The organism is Lentisalinibacter orientalis, from assembly GCF_040706535.1.
GTDB lineage: Bacteria > Pseudomonadota > Gammaproteobacteria > Steroidobacterales > Woeseiaceae > Lentisalinibacter > Lentisalinibacter orientalis.
On sequence record NZ_JAPDRJ010000003.1, the window covers coordinates 1 to 14,766 of the forward strand.

General features: G+C 67.4%; 14 protein-coding genes, 1 other RNA gene and 1 other annotated feature. Of the genes, 10 read left to right on the forward strand and 5 right to left on the reverse strand.

The features are described from left to right. Positions 1 to 105: a sequence feature (AL1L pseudoknot), on the forward strand. This feature is flagged as partial in the annotation. Further along, positions 1 to 930: IS3 family transposase (locus tag ACJMK0_RS11485; RefSeq protein WP_405238541.1), on the forward strand; the 930-nt coding region annotated here is incomplete at its 5' end. (Overlaps the previous feature by 105 nt.) Positions 931 to 1,030: 100 nt before the next feature. Further along, a protein-coding gene (locus ACJMK0_RS11490) for an IS3 family transposase (RefSeq protein WP_405238543.1) occupies positions 1,031 to 2,118 on the forward strand; the annotation gives its coding sequence in 2 pieces (ribosomal slippage) (positions 1,031 to 1,277 and positions 1,277 to 2,118; 1,089 coding nt in all). A 137-nt stretch (positions 2,119 to 2,255) separates the two neighbouring features. On the opposite strand, the gene ssrA is transcribed toward ACJMK0_RS11490, so the two are convergent. Together ssrA and smpB are read right to left on the reverse strand one after the other, a co-directional pair. Continuing rightward, positions 2,256 to 2,616: a transfer-messenger RNA gene (ssrA, locus tag ACJMK0_RS11495) on the reverse strand. A 73-nt stretch (positions 2,617 to 2,689) separates the two neighbouring features. Further along, a complete protein-coding gene (gene smpB, locus ACJMK0_RS11500) occupies positions 2,690 to 3,181 on the reverse strand; it encodes an SsrA-binding protein SmpB (protein WP_405238545.1) in 492 nt (163 codons plus the stop codon). A 116-nt stretch (positions 3,182 to 3,297) separates the two neighbouring features. On the opposite strand from smpB, the gene ACJMK0_RS11505 reads away from it, so the two are divergent. Then, the gene (locus ACJMK0_RS11505) at positions 3,298 to 4,683 is read left to right on the forward strand and encodes a sodium-dependent transporter (protein WP_405238547.1); all 1,386 of its coding nucleotides are present in this window, start codon (positions 3,298 to 3,300) and stop codon (positions 4,681 to 4,683) included. Next, positions 4,664 to 5,065: an RnfH family protein gene (locus tag ACJMK0_RS11510; protein ID WP_405238549.1), complete on the forward strand. Its 402-nt coding sequence runs from the start codon at positions 4,664 to 4,666 to the stop codon at positions 5,063 to 5,065. Before ACJMK0_RS11505 ends, ACJMK0_RS11510 begins: the two co-directional genes overlap by 20 nt. Here the strand turns inward: ACJMK0_RS11510 and ACJMK0_RS11515 are convergent. Then, a complete protein-coding gene (locus tag ACJMK0_RS11515) occupies positions 5,062 to 5,487 on the reverse strand; it encodes an outer membrane protein assembly factor BamE (protein WP_405238551.1) in 426 nt (141 codons plus the stop codon). The two genes, ACJMK0_RS11510 and ACJMK0_RS11515, sit on opposite strands and share 4 nt — an antisense overlap. A gap of 117 nt (positions 5,488 to 5,604) precedes the next feature. Between ACJMK0_RS11515 and fur the strand changes: the two genes are divergently transcribed. Further along, positions 5,605 to 6,027, forward strand: a complete 423-nt coding sequence (gene fur / locus ACJMK0_RS11520) for a ferric iron uptake transcriptional regulator (RefSeq protein WP_405233439.1) — start codon at positions 5,605 to 5,607, stop codon at positions 6,025 to 6,027. Here the strand turns inward: fur and recN are convergent, their stop codons facing one another. Further along, positions 6,028 to 7,719, reverse strand: a complete 1,692-nt coding sequence (recN, locus tag ACJMK0_RS11525; protein WP_405238553.1) for a DNA repair protein RecN — start codon at positions 7,717 to 7,719, stop codon at positions 6,028 to 6,030. An 8-nt stretch (positions 7,720 to 7,727) separates the two neighbouring features. After that, positions 7,728 to 8,621, reverse strand: a complete 894-nt coding sequence (locus tag ACJMK0_RS11530) for an NAD(+) kinase (protein WP_405238555.1) — start codon at positions 8,619 to 8,621, stop codon at positions 7,728 to 7,730. 201 nt (positions 8,622 to 8,822) lie between these two features. Here ACJMK0_RS11530 and hrcA point away from each other — a divergent pair, with 201 nt between their 5' ends. From hrcA to dapB, 5 genes are all read left to right on the forward strand, one after another. Next, complete coding sequence (gene hrcA / locus ACJMK0_RS11535; protein ID WP_405238557.1) at positions 8,823 to 9,881, forward strand: heat-inducible transcriptional repressor HrcA; 1,059 nt, start codon at positions 8,823 to 8,825, stop codon at positions 9,879 to 9,881. A 75-nt stretch (positions 9,882 to 9,956) separates the two neighbouring features. Continuing rightward, complete coding sequence (gene grpE, locus ACJMK0_RS11540) at positions 9,957 to 10,541, forward strand: nucleotide exchange factor GrpE (protein WP_405238559.1); 585 nt, start codon at positions 9,957 to 9,959, stop codon at positions 10,539 to 10,541. Between the two features lie 68 nt (positions 10,542 to 10,609). Beyond that, the gene (gene dnaK / locus ACJMK0_RS11545) at positions 10,610 to 12,556 is read left to right on the forward strand and encodes a molecular chaperone DnaK (protein WP_405238561.1); all 1,947 of its coding nucleotides are present in this window, start codon (positions 10,610 to 10,612) and stop codon (positions 12,554 to 12,556) included. 117 nt (positions 12,557 to 12,673) lie between these two features. Beyond that, on the forward strand, positions 12,674 to 13,807 hold the full coding sequence (gene dnaJ / locus ACJMK0_RS11550) for a molecular chaperone DnaJ (RefSeq protein WP_405239038.1): 1,134 nt from the start codon (positions 12,674 to 12,676) through the stop codon (positions 13,805 to 13,807). Between the two features lie 138 nt (positions 13,808 to 13,945). Further along, positions 13,946 to 14,734, forward strand: a complete 789-nt coding sequence (gene dapB, locus ACJMK0_RS11555) for a 4-hydroxy-tetrahydrodipicolinate reductase (RefSeq protein ID WP_405239040.1) — start codon at positions 13,946 to 13,948, stop codon at positions 14,732 to 14,734. The last annotated feature ends 32 nt before the right edge of the window (positions 14,735 to 14,766 follow it).

Consider the following 14,766-nt stretch of genomic DNA (forward strand, 5'->3'; position numbering starts at 1 on the left):
CCAGGCGGAGCTCGACCGCCGACCGAAGTGATGACGTCGTTCATCGACGATCACCGTGATGAGTACGGGGTCGAGCCGATCTGCGCGCAGCTGCCGATTGCCCCGTCCACCTACTACGCCTGCAAGGCCCACGAGGCGGACCCCTCGTTGCTGTCCGCCCGTGCGCGATGCGACTTGATACTCGAGATCGAGATCGTGCGTGTGTGGAACGAGAACTTCCGTGCCTACGGCGCCTACAAGATCTGGAAGCAGCTCAATCGGGAAGGCATCCGGGTAGCACGCTGCACGGTTGAGCGGCTGATGCAGAGACTCGGTATCCGCGGCCTGGTGCGGGGCAAGGGCTACAAGACGACGGTGCCGGACCTGGGCACAGAGCGGCCGGCAGACCTGGTCGAGCGCTCGTTCAACGCGACCGCACCCAATCGGCTGTGGGTGGCCGACATCACCTTCGTGGCCACCTGGCGGGGCCCGGTGTATGCAGCGTTCGTCATCGACGTGTTCTCGCGCATGATCGTCGGTTGGCGCGTCTGGAACTCGCTGAAGACCGATCTCGTGCTCGACGCCCTGGAGCAAGCGCTGCATGCCAGGAATGTCACGGAACGCCTGATCCATCACAGCGACCGCGGCAGCCAGTATCTCTCGATCCGCTACACCGAGCGTCTCGGCGAGGCCGGCATCGAATCGTCCGTTGGCAGCACCGGCGACTCCTACGACAACGCCATGGCCGAGAGCATCATCGGTCTCTACAAAACGGAAATAATCTGGCCGCAAGGCCCTTGGAGGAATCTCGATGCCGTCGAGTACGCGACGTTGAAGTGGGTGAGTTGGTATAACAACCAACGGCTGCTGGAGCCAATCGGTAATATCCCGCCGGTCGAGTTTGAGGCAGCCTACTACGAGCAAGAAAGCGGTCAGGCAATCGCTGCCTGACTCACAGGAAAGAGTCTCCGGGATACCCGGGGGTGGCCTGCCTGGCGATGTTCGGACCACCTGAAACTTGAGAGGATGGCTCCCTGGAGGAGAGGGAGCCATGAAGAAGAGTCGATTTACCGAGGACCAGATGGTCCGGATCCTTCGCGAGGCGGATGCCGAGCCCGTTGCCATCGTGGCCAAGCGCCACGGGGTGAGCGAGCAGACGATCTACAGCTGGCGCAAGCGCTACGGCGCCCTGGATGTCGCCGATGTGCGGCGACTGCGGGAGCTCGAAGCCGAGAATGCGCGACTGAAGAAGATGCTCGCGGAGCGCGATCTGGAGATCGACGTAATGAAGGAGGTCGCGAAAAAAAAGTGGTGAGCGTGGCCGCCAGACGTCGCCAAGTCGCGTTCGTGACTGCCCGCGGCCTGTCGCAGCGCCGCGCTTGCCGGCTGCTTTCGGTGGCTCGGTCATCGCTCGGCTACGTCTCCCGGCTCGAGCAGCGCGATGCGCCGGTTCTCGAGGCAATGCACGAGTTGGCGCGACAGTATCCGCGATACGGCTACCGACGGATCCAAGTCTTTCTGGCGCGGCGGGGTTTTGAGATGAGCTCAGATCGGGCCTACAGACTATGGCGTCAAGCCGGATTACAGGTCCCTCGACGAAGGCCACGCCGGCGCATCGCCAGCGGAAGGCCGCGACCGCTACCACCGGCGGCCGCCAATCACGTCTGGGCGTATGACTTCGTCTTCGACCGCTGCGCTAACGGCCAGCAGCTCAAGTGCTTGACCGTAGTCGATGAGTGGACGCGCGAATGCTTGGCTATCGAGGTATCGGGCAGCATCCGGTCCCGCCACGTGATTGAGGTGCTCACGCGCCTGGTCAGCACCCACGGTGCGCCACGCCATCTGCGCTCGGACAATGGCCCGGAGTTCGTCTCACGGGCGATACTGCAGTGGCTGACTACAAGCGACATCGATACTGCGTTCATCGATCCGGGGAAGCCATGGCAGAATGCTACCAACGAGAGCTTCAACGACAAGTTCCAGGACGAATGCCTCAGCCTTGAATGGTTCAGAAGTCGGGGTGAGGCGAAGGTCCTGATCGAGAGCTGGCGGAAACACTACAACGAGGTTCGACCTCATTCGAGTCTCGGCTATCTGACACCCAAGGAGTTCATCAACAACGGAGCCGTTCTCCAGTAATCAGTGGTCCGGAGAAATCAGGCAGGCCAGGGCGGTTCAATCACCACAGACCGCTAGCAGGGGTGAGGAACCCCTGGTAAACGGCTGATTCTTAACGGTCGGGACTGGTCTAGAGCGGGCTGCTCTAAACCATTGATTGGTGGAGGCGGCGGGAATCGAACCCGCGTCCGCAAGCCCTCTGCCCTGAGGTCTACATGCTTATTCCACCTTTGATCTCACTACGGGCAACCCGGTGGAAAGGGCAAACCCGCAGCCAGTCCGGAATTGGGTTTTAACGGTCGGAGCCCGGACGACTCCTCGCGCGATCCTGTGTGGATGACTCCCGGGACCGGACGCACAGGCACGTGCCGGGCGGAAGGCTTCGAGCCGGTTTTTAAGCGGCTAAAGCGTAGTTGTCGTCGTTGGCAACTATAAGGTTTGCAGATGGTTTAACGAGGTACTCTGCACCTCGGCATGCACCCAGGGGTTCGCGACCCACGTCGAAGCCATGTCGCCCCCAAGTTGTCTCTACAAGTTGTTTATATGATACCGGATGTGGGGCGGAAGTTCCGTGATTCAATGCCGGCCCGAGTTACTGCCCGGCGGACTTGAGGATGCGGCTTTTCTGCCGCTGCCAGTCCCGCTCCTTCACCGCCGCCCGCTTGTCGTGCTTCTTCTTGCCCTTGGCCAGGCCCACCGTGAGCTTGGCCCGACCCCGTGTCCAGTGCAGGTCCAGCGGCACCAGGGTGTAGCCCTGCCGCTCCACGGCGCCCACCAGCCGGTCGATCTCGTTCCGGTGCAGCAGCAGCTTGCGGGTGCGGGTGGGGTCGGCCTTCACGTGGGTGGAGGCCGACAGCAGCGGGTGGAAGTGGGAGCCGAACAGCCAGGCCTCGCCGTCCCGCAGCTGGACGTAGGCCTCCGTCACCTGCGCCTTGCCGGCCCTGAGGCTCTTCACCTCCCAGCCCTCCAGCGCGAGTCCCGCCTCCAGCGTCTCCTCGATGAAGAAGTCGTGGCGGGCCTTCTTGTTCACCGCGATGGTGCGCGACGGCTTGTCGCTGCCCTTGTTTTTCTGCTTGCCGGCCATGGCGGGAGTGTAACGGATTCGGCTTGCGCCGGGCGGCGACGCGGCGGGCCTTCTGTTGTCACTATCCCGGGATTCGGCCACAATCCCCGCCTTCAGTCGGTGGGTGGGGAGTCCCGATGAGCGAAGAAGCTGCAGTCAATGCGCCGCGCAAGTCTCTGCACGGGCACTGGTCGTCGCGCATGGCGTTCGTGCTGGCCGTCACCGGCTCGGCCGTGGGTCTCGGCAACGTCTGGAAGTTCCCCTACGTCGCCGGCGAGAACGGTGGCGGCGCCTTCGTGCTGGTCTACCTGATCTGCGTCTTCGTGGTCGGGCTGCCCATCATGATGTCCGAGATCCTGATCGGCCGCCGGGGCCGGCGCAACCCCGCCGCGACCATGGCGCTGCTTGGAGAGGAGGAAGGCAGCACCAGACGCTGGGGCCTCGTCGGCGTTGCCGGCGTGTTCGGCGGCATGCTGATCCTCTCGTACTACAGTGTGATTGCCGGCTGGTCGCTCTCGTATATCGGCCACAGCATAACCGGCTCGTTTACGGACCAGGATGCTGCCGGCATCTCGGCCATTTTCGGTGGCATCGTCGGCAGCTGGTGGACTGCAGCCGGCTGGCACACCTTGTTTATGGCGCTCACGGTGTTTGTCGTCGCCAAGGGTGTGGAGGGCGGCCTCGAGCGGGCCGTGCGATTCATGGTGCCCGGGCTGCTGGTGCTGATGTTCGTGCTGCTCGGCTACTCGATGACCACGGGCTATTTCCAGCAGGGCCTCGCATTCCTGTTCACGCCGGATTTCTCGGCGCTGACGCCGAACGCTGTGCTGGCGGCGATGGGGCAGGCGTTCTTCAGTCTCAGCGTCGGCATGGGGGCCGTGATGGCCTATGGCGCGTACCTGCCGGAGGAAACATCCATCACCAAGGCCTCTTTCGCGGTCGTATCGGCCGACACATTCATCGCCCTGCTGGCGGGACTGACCATTTTCCCGATCGTGTTCGCCAACGGGTTGAGCCCGGGCTCCGGCCCCGGTCTGGTCTTCCAGACGCTACCGCTTGCCTTCGGTAACATGACCGGCGGCGTGATCTTCGCCACCGTCTTCTTCCTGCTGCTGTCGTTCGCGGCGTGGACGTCGGCCATCAGCCTTATGGAGGCGGCTACAGCGTGGCTGGTGGAGAGCTTCCGCCTGTCCCGGGTGGCGGCGGCCAGCGTTATCGGCGGGATAATCTGGGCCCTGGGACTCGGCACGGTGCTGTCGTTCAACGTGCTGTCGGAGTTCACCTTCCTTGCCGGCACGCTGTTCGATAATCTGGATTTCCTCACCAGCAACATCATGCTGCCCCTCGGCGGCCTGCTGATCACCGTGTTCGCCGGCTGGATCATGTGCGCCAATTCCACCTCGGAAGAACTGGGCGGCGCCGACGGGCTGTACCGGGTATGGCGCTTCCTGGCCCGCTGGGTGGCGCCGGTGGCGGTGATCCTGGTGTTCCTGAACGCGATCGGTGTCCTCTCCTTCACCTGACGACACGCCGCCGGACGGCGGACTGGACGGCGGACTGGACGTCGAAGTGGTGTGCGCCCTGCCGGATCGGCAGTGGTGCGTGCCGGTTCGTCTCCGGCCGGGTGCGACCGTAGCCGATGCCCTCGCGGAAGCGGCTTCCGATCTCGCGGAGGAGGCGGGCGTACCGGATCTCGCGCGCTGCGCGGTCGGTGTCTGGGGCGAGGTGGCGGACCGGGACCGGCCGCTGCGCGCCGGCGACCGGGTGGAGGTCTACCGGCCGCTGATCGTCGATCCCCGGGAGGCGCGGCGCCGTGCGGCGGAAGCGGGCCGGACGCTCGGCCGGGCCGGGCGCGACCGGTATGACGACAGGAAGGAGGACAGGGATCCGGGCGAGGGCGACTAGCCGCTCTGGTCGGGTTCCGGCAGTCCCCGCGGCTCCATGGTCTCGTCCTCGAGATCTTCGTGGCGCTCGATGCGGGAGACGAGATCCCCCTCGAAGTACACCGTGAGCATGTGGGACATGATCGGTTCCCGGCGGCCCAGGGCAAGGTAGTAGACGTAGTCCCAGCGCTCGGCGTGGAACGGGTCGTCGACCATGGGCGTGCCCAGCAGGAAGCGCACCTGCTTGCGGGTCATGCCCACTTCCAGCTGCTCGATCTGCTCCTCGTCGAGGAGGTTGCCCTGCTGGATATTGATGCGATAGACGCAGCCGCCGAGCAGCAGCCCGGCCAGGGCCGCCAGCGTGATGCCGCGCAGCGCACGCACTGGCATCCAGCCGTGGGTCGCGCCTGTGTTCGTCTGTCTGTCTGCGCCTCGTTCAGTCATTCGCGGAAGCCTCTGCCGCACCGGTGGAGCGCGGCCGCCATCTGAGCCATAATTGCGTGCCGATCATACATGAACGCCTCCGGTTACGGCAGGGCGGGCGCCAGGGAATCCAAGACCATGATGCAGAAGAAGGAACTGAGAAACGCGGGCCTGAAGGTCACGCTGCCGCGCCTGAAGATCCTCGAGATTCTGGAGGCCAACAGCCAGGCCCATCTCAGCGCGGAAGACATCTACCGGGAACTGCTGGATTCCGGCGAGGACATCGGTCTGGCCACCGTTTACCGGGTGCTCACCCAGTTCGAGGGGGCGGGACTCGTCACGCGGCATAATTTCGAGGGCGGCCACTCGGTGTTCGAACTGGACGACGGCGAGCATCACGACCACATGGTCTGCATCGAGACGGGCGACGTCATCGAGTTCGTCGACGAGGAGATCGAGCGCCTGCAGCACGAGATCGCGGCCAAGCACGGCTACGAGATCGCGGACCACAGCCTGGTCCTCTACGTACGGCCGAAGAAGAAAGAGGGCGCCGGCGACTGATCAGGCGGTCCGTTCGCGGCCGCCCGCGGCTTCCTCCAGCATCTCCGCGGCATGCTCGCGGGTGCGTTCCGTGATCTCCACACCGCCCAGCATCCGGGCGATCTCCTCCACCCGCTCCTTGTCGCCCAGCGGCGTGATGCCGGTGCGCGTGCTCTTGCCGTCGGTCACCTTCGCCACCCGCAGGTGCCGGTGAGCCTGACTGGCCACCTGGGGCAGATGGGTGACGCACAGCACCTGGCGCTGGTCGCCGAGCTGGCGCAGCCGGCGGCCGACGATCTCCGCCACGCCGCCGCCGATGCCGCTGTCCACCTCGTCGAACACCATGCTGGGTATGGTGCTGGCGCCGGCGGCGACCACCTGGATGGCCAGGCTGATGCGGGAGAGCTCGCCGCCCGAGGCCACTCTGGCCAGACTCATGGGCTCCTGGCCCGGATTGGCGCTGACCAGGAATTCGATGCGGTCCGCACCGTGCTCCCGCGGCCCGGCATCGGCCGGCGTCTCCACGGCCACGACGAAGCACCCGCCGGACATGCTGAGCGTCTGCATGGCGGCCGTGACCTGTTCGGAGAAGTCCTCCGCCGTGCGCCGCCGGGCCGCCGTGAGTTCGGCCGCAAGGCCGTCGTATTTCTCCCGGGCGGTGGCGGCGTCGCGCTCCAGGGACTCCAGCCGCACGTCGGCCTCTTCCAGTTCGGTGAGCTCAGCCTGCAGCCTGTCGAGCTGGGCCGGCAGATCCCCGGCCTCGATGCGGTGCTTGCGGGCCACGTCGCGGATGGCGCCGAGGCGGGTCTCCACCTCGTCGTGGCGGCCCGGGTCGGATTCCAGCGAGCCGGTATAGCGGCGGATTTCCTCGGCCGCCTCGCTGATGGCCGCCTCGGCCTCGGCAGCCAGCCGCGCCGCGCCCTCCAGCGCCGGGTCCAGTTCGGCGAGTTCCTCCAGGCGACGGACGGATTCGGCCACCAGGGACTGGGCGCTGACCTCGTCATTCTCGTACAGCGCGCCGAGCGCCGCGGCCGAGCCCTCGGCGAGCCGACTCATGTTGGCGAGCCGGCGGCGCTCGGCCTCCAGTTCGGCCAGCTCCTCGGGTGCCAGCGCCAGCGCCTCCAGCTCGTCCACCTGGAAACGCAGGAACTCCAGCCGGCTGTCGCGCTCGCTGCGCCGGGTGCGCAGGTCTTCCAGTTCGTCGGCCAGGCGCTGCCAGCGCCGCCAGACGTCGCCGAGTTCCTCGCGCAGGCCCTGGTGGCCGCCATGGTGGTCCACCAGGTCGCGCTGGGCTTCCCGGCGGGCCAGCGACTGGTGTTCGTGCTGCCCGTGGATGTCCACCAGGTGCTCGCCGAGCGCGCGCAGGTTCTGCACCGGCACGGCGTTGCCGTTGATGTAGGCGCGGGAGCGGCCGTCGGCGCCGATGACCCGGCGCAGCAGGCATTCGCCGTCGAGGTCGAGGCTCTGCTCCTCAAGCCAGCTCTCCACCGCGGCCATGCCCGCGATCTCGAATTCGGCGCTGATCTCGGCCCGCTTCGCGCCCTGGCGTACCACCTCGGCGCTGCCCCGGTCGCCCAGGATCAGGCCGAGCGCGTCGATGAGGATGGACTTGCCGGCGCCGGTCTCGCCGGTCAGCGCGGTCATGCCGGCGCCGAGATCGAGCTCGATCTCGTCGATGATGGCGAAATTGCGGATGTGGATGCGTTTCAGCATGCCGTCCCTCAGGCCCGGATCGTGCGGCGCACCCGGCTGTCCCGCCCCCAGTTCAGCTTCGAGCGCAGGATCTCGTAGTAATCGTGGCCCGGGGGGTGGATCAGGGTGATGCGGTCGTCGGCGGCCCGCACGATCAGGCGGTCGCCGTCCTCGAGGGCACCCAGCGGATAGCCGTCGCAGGTGACCTCGCCCCGGGTTTCCGGGCGCTCGAACAGCCGGATCTGCACCTCGGAGGCGGCGGGGATCACGATGGGCCGGTCACTGAGCGTGTGCGGGCAGACCGGCACCAGCACCATGGCGTCCAGGTCCGGCTGGACGATGGGGCCGCCGCAGGACAGGGCATAGGCCGTGGAGCCCGTGGGCGTGGCCACGATGAGGCCGTCGCCGGAATGGGTGTTGACGTAGCGGTTGTCCACCCAGGTCTCGTAGTCGACCATGCGGCCGGTCTCGCGGCGGGCCAGCACGACGTCGTTCAGCGCCATGTCGGTGACACAGGTGCCGTCGGGGCGCTGCAGCTCGGCGGCCAGCAGGAGCCGGGTCTCGCGGCTGTAGTCGCCCTCCAGCACCGCCTCGACGCTGGAGAGCATCGCCTCGGGCGTCACGTCGGTGAGGAAGCCGAGACGCCCCCGGTTCACGCCCAGCAGCGGCACGGAATGCCCGACCGCGAGACGGGTGGCGTACAGCATGGTGCCGTCGCCGCCGACGGCGATCACCAGGTCGGCGGACGGCGCCAGCTTTTCCTCGGGGATCCTCCGGCCGGCGATCTCCAGGTCGACCCCGGCGGCCACCAGCACGTCGACGCCTCTGTCGCTGAGAAACTCGGCGATGGCGGTCATGGGCTCGGCGACACGGGGATCGGTGTGACGGCCGAAGACGGCGACGGTCTCGAATGTGTTGGTCATGTGGCAGGTGTCGTCGCTGTCGTGCCTAATGGCGGTTTTCAAGGACTCTCGGCGCTCTCAGTGCGTCGAGCTTACGCGAATTGAGGCGCCCGGCCGACCCCCGGCGATGTCTTCTTGACGGGGTCACGGGGCGTTGCTAGCTTTTGTTAGCACACTGGCGGGTTGAGTGCCAGCGGGCGAAAATCGAGGATGTAGTCCGTTATGCCAGCCGAAGTCGACAGATCGGTCCCGAACGAGCGAGCCCGGCACCTCCTGAAGGTGCTGATCGAGCGGTATGTCCGCGACGGACAGCCGGTGGGTTCGCGCACGCTTTCCCGCGACTCGGGGCTGGATCTCAGCCCCGCCACCATCCGCAACGTGATGTCGGACCTCGAGGAGATGGGCTTCGTCTCGGCGCCGCATACCTCGGCCGGCCGCGTGCCCACGGCGCTGGGCTACCGCTTCTTCGTGGATACGCTGCTGAAGCTGCGCCCGCTGAAGGAGTCAGAGGTGGTCCGCCTGCGCCAGGAATTGGAAACGCTGCGCGACGACCCGGACTCCCTGATCTCCTCCACCTCGAGCCTGCTGTCCCACATCACCCGCATGGCCGGCGTGGTCTCCGTGCCCCGCACGGAGCGGGTGACGCTCCGCCAGATCGAGTTCCTGCCGCTCTCGGACAACCGGGTGCTCGCCATCCTGGTGGTGAACGAGCGGGAGGTCCAGAACCGCATCCTGCACACGTCGCGCACCTACACGGACTCCGAGCTGCGCCGGGCCGCCAACTTCCTGAACGACCGCTACGCGGGCAGCGATCTGGAGACCATCCGCCGGCAGCTGGTGGACGAGCTCGAGCAGACCCGGGATTCCATGAACCAGACCATGCTGGACATGGTGGCCATGGCGCACCACGCCTTCGAGGGCGCGGGCGAGCACCGCAGCGACTACGTGCTGGCGGGCGAGACCAATCTCATGGATTTCGCGGAGCTCTCGGACCTGGAGAAGCTGCGCCGGCTCTTCGAGGCCTTCAACGAGCGCCGCTTCATGCTCGATCTCCTCGATCGCAGCATCCGGGCGGAGGGCGTGCAGATCTTCATCGGCGAGGAGTCGGGCTACAACATTCTCGACGACTGCAGCGTCGTCGCGGCCCCCTACGTGGTGGACGAGGAGGTCATCGGCGTGCTGGGCGTCATCGGCCCGTCCCGCATGGCCTACGATCGGGTCATCCCCATCGTCGATATCACGGCGAAGTTGCTGGGATCGGCCTTGAATTCCCGCACCTAGGCCTCACACAGGATGCTAGGAAGTCACAGGCGCCGCCCCGCGGCGGCGTCGGCATTTGCAGCGGAGTAGTGGTTTATGAGCAACGATCCCGAACGCAGCGACGACCCGGTGCGGGAAGACGAGCCCGGAGAGCCGGCGGACGAGTTCGCCGAGACCCAGGTGCTGGAAGGCGAGGGCCGCGCCGGCGTGGACGAAGACCCGCTGGAGGCCGAGCGCCGCCGGGCGGACGAGAACTGGGAGAAGTACCTGCGCGCCGTGGCCGAGCTGGAGAACTTCCGCAAGCGGGCCGCGCGGGACCTGGACAACACCCGCAAGTACGCCATCGAACGCTTCGCCGGCGAGCTGCTCGGCGTGGCGGACAGCCTGGAGATGGGCATCGCCGCCGGCGAGGCGGCCGACGCCGCCAGCCTGCTGGAGGGCAAGCAGGCCACCCTGAAGCAGCTGCGCAAGGTGCTGGGCGACTTCGGCGTCGAGGAGATCGACCCCCGGGGCGAGCGCTTCGACCCCGAATACCACGAGGCCATGACCATGCAGCCCTCCGCCGAGGCGGAGCCGGGCAGCGTCCTCACGGTGGTCCAGAAGGGCTATCGCATCAACGGGCGGCTGCTGCGCCCGGCCCGGGTCATCGTGGCCGCGGAACCGCAGAGCGGCGAGGGTTGAAAGGCCGCGGGGCGGGCCCCATCTAGACGGCATTACAGTTTTTGACACCACGTTATGGGGAGATTCTCATGGGTAAGGTAATCGGCATCGACCTCGGCACGACGAACTCGTGCGTCGCCGTCATGGAAGGCGACAAGGCCAAGGTCATCGAGAACAGCGAGGGCGACCGGACCACACCGTCCATCGTCGCCTTCACCAAGGACGACGAGGTGCTGGTCGGCCAGTCGGCCAAGCGCCAGGCCGTCACCAATCCGGCCAACACCCTGTTCGCCGTCAAGCGCCTCATCGGCCGCCGTTTCAAGGACGACGTCGTACAGCGCGACATCGACATGGTCTCCTACGAGATCGTCGAGGCGGACAACGGCGACGCCTGGGTGAAGGTCGGCGACAAGAAGATGGCGCCGCCGGAGGTCTCCGCGCGGGTGCTGATGAAGATGAAGAAGACGGCCGAGGACTATCTCGGTGAAGAGGTGACCGAGGCGGTGATCACCGTCCCGGCGTACTTCAACGACTCCCAGCGCCAGGCCACCAAGGACGCCGGCAAGATCGCCGGCCTGGAAGTGCGCCGCATCATCAACGAGCCGACCGCGGCCGCGCTGGCCTACGGCATGGACAAGAAGCGCGGCGACCGCAAGATCGCCGTCTACGACCTGGGCGGCGGCACCTTCGACATCTCGATCATCGAGATCGCCGAGGTGGACGGCGAGCACCAGTTCGAGGTGCTGGCCACCAATGGCGATACCTTCCTCGGCGGCGAGGACTTCGACCTGCGCATCATCGAGTATCTCGCCTCCCAGTTTGAGAAGGAGAGCGGCGTCAACATCCGCAAGGACCCGCTTGCCATGCAGCGCCTGAAGGAGGCCGGCGAGAAGGCCAAGATCGAGCTGTCCGCGGGACAGCAGACCGAGGTGAACCTGCCGTACATCACGGCGGATGCCAGCGGGCCGAAGCACCTCAACATCAAGCTGACCCGGGCCAAGCTCGAGTCGCTGGTGGAGGAGCTGATCACCCGCACCATCGGGCCGTGCAAGACGGCGCTGGCCGACGCGGGCCTGAAGGTCTCCGAGATCGACGACGTGATCCTGGTGGGCGGCCAGACGCGCATGCCCAAGGTGCAGGAAGAGGTGAAGAACTTCTTCGGCAAGGAGCCGCGCAAGGACGTGAACCCGGACGAGGCCGTGGCACTCGGTGCGGCCATCCAGGGCGGCGTGCTCTCGGGCGACGTCAAGGACGTGCTGCTGCTCGACGTGACCCCGCTGTCGCTCGGCATCGAGACTCTCGGCGGCGTCATGACGAAGCTGATCGAGAAGAACACGACCATCCCGGCGAACGCCCAGCAGACGTTCTCCACGGCGGACGATAACCAGACCGCCGTGACCATCCACGTGCTGCAGGGCGAGCGCGAGCGGGCGGCCGACAACAAGTCGCTCGGCCGCTTCGACCTGGCGGACATTCCGCCGGCGCCGCGCGGCATGCCGCAGATCGAGGTCACCTTCGACATCGACGCCAACGGCATCCTGAACGTCTCGGCCAAGGACAAGGCCACCGGCAAGAGCCAGAACATCGTCATCAAGGCCTCCAGCGGCCTCTCCGACGACGAGATCGACCGCATGGTCCAGGAGGCCGAGGCCCACGCCGAGGAGGACCGGAAGTTCCGCGAGCTCGTCGACGTGCGCAACCAGGCCGACGCCCTGATCCACGGCGCCGAGAAGGCGCTGGACGACCTGGGCGAGAAGGCCAGCGGCGAGGAGCGCCACAACGTGGAGTCCGCCATCAGCGACCTGAAGAAGGCGCTGGAGGGCGACGACAAGGACGCCATCGAGGCGCGCTCCAAGGCACTGGCCGAGGCCTCCGCCGCCGTCGCCCAGCGCGCCTACGAGCAGGCTCAGGGCGGCGAGGAAGGCGGCGCCGAAGGCCAGGGTGGCCAGGGCGGCGAGTCGGCCGGCTCCGACGACGTGGTCGACGCCGAGTTCGAGGAAGTGGACGACGACGACAAGAACAAGAAGTCGGCCTGACCGGCAGCTGACGATTGGGGTGCCCGCCCGCGCGGCGGGCACGGGGATGAGTGAACTGAAACGTGGCTCCCGGCTCCCGGCTGTCGGCCGGGAGCCGCGTCCGTGACGGACCTGCGCATGTCGAAACGTGACTACTACGAGGTACTGAACGTCGGCCGCGACGCCTCGGCGATCGAGATCAAGAAGGCCTACCGGCGTCTGGCGATGAAGTACCACCCCGACCGCAACAGGGACGACGCGGACGCCGAGATCAAGTTCAAGGAGGCCAAGGAGGCCTACGAGATCCTGTCGGATCCGCGCAAGAAGTCGGCCTACGACCAGTTCGGTCACGCCGGCGTCAGCGGTGCCGGTGGCATGGGCGGCGGCGGCTTCAACCCGGCGGACGCCTTCGGCGATATCTTCGGCGACGTCTTCGGCGACATCTTCGGCGGCGGCCGCCGCGGCGGGCGCAGCCAGGTGTTCCGCGGCGCGGACCTGCGCTACGACCTGGAGCTCGAGCTCGAGCGCGCCGTGGCCGGCGACACGGTGGAGATCGACGTGGCCTCGCTGACCGGCTGCGAGACCTGCGACGGCAACGGCTCGGCCCCCGGCTCGACGCCGGAGACCTGCGATACCTGCGGCGGCGTGGGCCAGGTGCGCATGCAGCAGGGCTTCTTCTCGGTGCAGCAGACCTGTCCGTCCTGCCGCGGCGAGGGGACCCGGATCACCGATCCCTGCGAGGACTGTCAGGGGCGCGGCCGGGTCATGACCGAGCGCAGCCTCTCCGTGAAGATCCCGCCCGGCGTCGACGAGGGCGACCGCATCCGCCTCTCCGGCGAGGGCGAGGCCGGGCGCAACGGCGGCCCGCCGGGCGATCTCTACGTGGAGATCCACATCAAGCCCCACAAGCTGTTCCAGCGCGACGGCGCGGATCTGCACTGCGACGTGCCCATCAGCTTCGCCACGGCGGCGCTGGGCGGCTCCGTGGACCTGCCCACGCTGAACGGCCAGGTGTCGCTGAAGATCCCGGCCGGCACCCAGTCCGGCAAGGTCTTCCGGCTGCGCGGCAAGGGCGTCATCACGGTGCGCAGCCCGCGCCACGGCGATCTGTTCTGCCGCGCGGTCGTCGAGACGCCGGTGAACCTCACCGCGGAGCAGGAACGTCTCCTGCGCGAGTTCGAGTCCTCGGTGGAGGCAGGCGGCGAGACCCACAACCCCCACTCGGGCAACTGGAAAGACACCGTCAAGCGCTTCTTCGAGCGCATCACCTGAGCGGCGCCCGGGGTTTGCTGACAGCCCGCCGGGCCGCGGGGTAAGCTGTTCGCCCAAGGTCACCAGGGCCACCAGGTCCACCAGGCCACCAGGGCTACCGGAGGAGGCAGCGTCATCGATACCACCCGCATCGCCGTACTGGGGGCGGCCGGCCGCATGGGCCGCGCCGTCATCGATATCGTGGCCCGGGAGCCGGATCTGGAGCTGGCCGCAGCGTGGGTGCGCGAGGGCGATGCCCGATCGGGGGAGCCCGTCGCCAGCTGGCATCCGGGCGCGCCGGACACCGCGGCGGTGACCTCCGCGGACCTGGACCAGGTGCTGGGCGGCGCCGACGTGGTGGTGGATTTCTCGCTGCCGGTGGCCACGGCGGCGGTGCTGGAGGCGGTCGAGCGCAACCGGGTGCCGCTGGTCTGCGGCGTCACCGGGGTGGCACAGGCGGAACTCGAGCGCATGGGTGCCGTCGCCGCCACCGTGCCCGTGGTCTACGACCGCAATATGAGCGTCGGCGTGCAGCTGCTGAACTTCCTCGTGCGCGAGGCCGCGTCCCGGCTGGGCGCGGACTACGACGCCGAGATCACCGAGGCACATCACCGGGCGAAGCGGGACGCACCCTCGGGCACGGCCCTGATGCTGGGCGAGACGCTGGCGGCGGCCCGGGGCGAGACTCTGGCGGACCGGGCCGTGTACGCCCGCCAGGGCGAGAGCGGTCCCCGGGAACGGGGCGCCATCGGCTTCTCCGTGATCCGCGCCGGGGCCATCGTGGGCGAACACACGGTGATGTTCGGCGGCGACTACGACCGCCTGAGTCTCGTGCACCAGGCCCAGGACCGGGCGGCCTTCGCTTCCGGCGCGCTGGCGGCGGCGCGCTGGCTCGCCGGGCGCGCGCCCGGCCTGTACGCCATGGCCGACGTGCTCGGCATCCGCTGAACCCCGCGGCGCCGGATGCGATCTGGCGTCAC

Bases quoted from the DNA above. Each gene is read 5' to 3' on its own strand.
- dnaJ (WP_405239038.1), top strand. From the start codon at position 12,674: ATGTCGAAACGTGACTACTACGAGGTACTGAACGTCGGCCGCGACGCC.
- smpB (WP_405238545.1), bottom strand. From the start codon at position 3,181: ATGGCCGGCAAGCAGAAAAACAAGGGCAGCGACAAGCCGTCGCGCACC.
- dnaK (WP_405238561.1), top strand. From the start codon at position 10,610: ATGGGTAAGGTAATCGGCATCGACCTCGGCACGACGAACTCGTGCGTC.
- ACJMK0_RS11515 (WP_405238551.1), bottom strand. From the start codon at position 5,487: ATGACTGAACGAGGCGCAGACAGACAGACGAACACAGGCGCGACCCAC.
- ACJMK0_RS11505 (WP_405238547.1), top strand. From the start codon at position 3,298: ATGAGCGAAGAAGCTGCAGTCAATGCGCCGCGCAAGTCTCTGCACGGG.
- ACJMK0_RS11530 (WP_405238555.1), bottom strand. From the start codon at position 8,621: ATGACCAACACATTCGAGACCGTCGCCGTCTTCGGCCGTCACACCGAT.
- hrcA (WP_405238557.1), top strand. From the start codon at position 8,823: ATGCCAGCCGAAGTCGACAGATCGGTCCCGAACGAGCGAGCCCGGCAC.
- grpE (WP_405238559.1), top strand. From the start codon at position 9,957: ATGAGCAACGATCCCGAACGCAGCGACGACCCGGTGCGGGAAGACGAG.
- recN (WP_405238553.1), bottom strand. From the start codon at position 7,719: ATGCTGAAACGCATCCACATCCGCAATTTCGCCATCATCGACGAGATC.
- fur (WP_405233439.1), top strand. From the start codon at position 5,605: ATGATGCAGAAGAAGGAACTGAGAAACGCGGGCCTGAAGGTCACGCTG.